Annotated in this window: 2 protein-coding genes; one reads left to right on the top strand and one right to left on the bottom strand. The window is 42.3% G+C overall.

Annotated elements, in window-relative coordinates:
- Positions 1-103 precede the first annotated feature (103 nt).
- Positions 104-766, bottom strand: a complete 663-nt coding sequence (locus LOSG293_RS09735) for an HD domain-containing protein (RefSeq protein ID WP_034529852.1) — start codon at positions 764-766, stop codon at positions 104-106.
- A 191-nt stretch (positions 767-957) separates the two neighbouring features.
- Between LOSG293_RS09735 and aroD the strand changes: the two genes are divergently transcribed.
- Positions 958-1737 carry a type I 3-dehydroquinate dehydratase gene (gene aroD / locus LOSG293_RS09740; protein WP_051907293.1) on the top strand — a complete coding sequence of 260 codons (780 nt, stop codon included), beginning with the start codon at positions 958-960 and terminating at the stop codon, positions 1735-1737.
- Positions 1738-1850 lie beyond the last annotated feature (113 nt).

Raw genomic sequence — 1850 nt, forward strand, 5'->3', positions numbered from 1 at the left:
AGGAGCTAAGCTCCTTAATCTTGACTAAAAAAGTGGAATCTAAATCGAATTATCCGATTTAGATTCCACTTTTTAGAGACTTATGTCACAGCCTCTTTCTTGTTTATTTTGTTCCCTGCCACTCCGCCTTAAAGTCATCGAGGAACTGCAACATGGTTTGCTGCCTGCCAGCCGCAATTTCTTTGGCAGCCTTCGTGTTCATGCGATCCTTCAACTTGAGGAGCTTCTCATAGAAATGATTAATAATCGTTTCGTTTGATAAATCGCGATAGTCCGCCTTAGTCATCACTTCTCGGGGCGCAATTTCGGGATCATAAATTTTTTCTCCAAAATGCCCACCAAAATAAATTGCCCGGGCAATTCCGATCGCCCCAATCGCATCCAAGCGATCGGCATCTTGTACCAACTGACCTTCAATAGGAAGTGCTTTGGGGGTGCCACCATTGAGTGACTTACTGAATGACATGTTTTCGATAACAAAGACAATTTCATCAATTTGATCGTCATCAAATCCCGTATTTGTCAAAAACGACTTCAACTCATTCGTTGCTGCCGTCACGTCTTCCACTAATTTATCATCCGTGACATCGTGCAAATAGGCCGCGCTAATTGTAACTAATTGATTGGCGCCCGTTTCTCGTGCCAACAACAACTTAACGTTATTAACCACGCGCTGAATATGATCAAAACCGTGTCCGGTTTCATCATCTGCCATTCGTTCCTTAGTGAATTGACGTACCGCTTCTAACTGTGCATCTGTCTCCAAATAAGCCACCCGATTTCTGTAAATTCATGAATTAAGTATACCACGGTAGTTCGCTAACCATTTTCTCATCTATTCGTTTCTCAAACAATTAATTTAGGTTACTAATAGTACGAATTCCTTGTTTTACCGCCTAATGAATGCTAAGTTTAAAAATGAGAATGTTAACATTTTTAACTATTGGGAGATAGAAAATGAAACCACTAAAATTAAAAAAATTACACCTTGGGATGGGGGTCCCAAAAATCTGTGTCTCCATTACTGAAAGTGATCCGCTAGCAATCGTTGCGTTTGCTGGCCAAATTTTGACCACTTCTGCAGATATCGTCGAATGGCGTTTAGATTACTTTGATGAAATCAATGATTCGGAAAAAATCCGTGAAACCGCCAATCTATTACACAATATTCTGGGGGATCTGCCACTCATCGTTTCGCTGCGTAATCCCAGCGAAGGTGGCCATCAAACCGTTTCAGATGCTGCCTACCAGCAATTAATCAGTCAACTCATTACCAGCCACACCGCAAACGCAGTGGAAATTAATTGGTCGCGCCCTGCACCAATCCGCCAGCAACTAGCAAATCTGGCCCGCGTCAATCAAGTCCTAACATTAGGGAGTTACTACAGCATCCAAAATACGCCAGATTACGACCACTTAGTCCAAATTTTAACCCATTTAGCGCGAGAACAAACTAACTTTTTGAAACTCACGACAATGCCACAAAACGATCAAGACGTTCTTAACTTGATGTCTGCCAATCTGACTGTCAGCGAGAAAATTGACCAACCAATCAGTACGATTGCACTTGGGCCAAAGGGCACTGCCACACGCATCGCCGGTCATACGTTTCACAGCGTGATGACCTACGCGGATTTAAAGCGCTCATCGGTTCCTGGCCATCTAAGTGTGGAAGAAACGCGCCAATTTTTGAACGCCATGGATGAAACTGGATTGAACGTAAGAGGCGCAATGTAGAAGAATTTAACACAAAAAGAGGCTGTGACATAAGTCTCTAAAAAGTGGAATCTAAATCGGATAATTCGATTTAGATTCCACTTTTTTAGTCAAGATTAAGGAGCTTAGCTCCT

The sequence above is a fragment of the Secundilactobacillus oryzae JCM 18671 genome (assembly GCF_000740055.1).
GTDB classification, from domain to species: Bacteria; Bacillota; Bacilli; order Lactobacillales; family Lactobacillaceae; genus Secundilactobacillus; species Secundilactobacillus oryzae.

Bases quoted from the DNA above. Each gene is read 5' to 3' on its own strand.
- aroD (WP_051907293.1), top strand. From the start codon at position 958: ATGAAACCACTAAAATTAAAAAAATTACACCTTGGGATGGGGGTCCCA.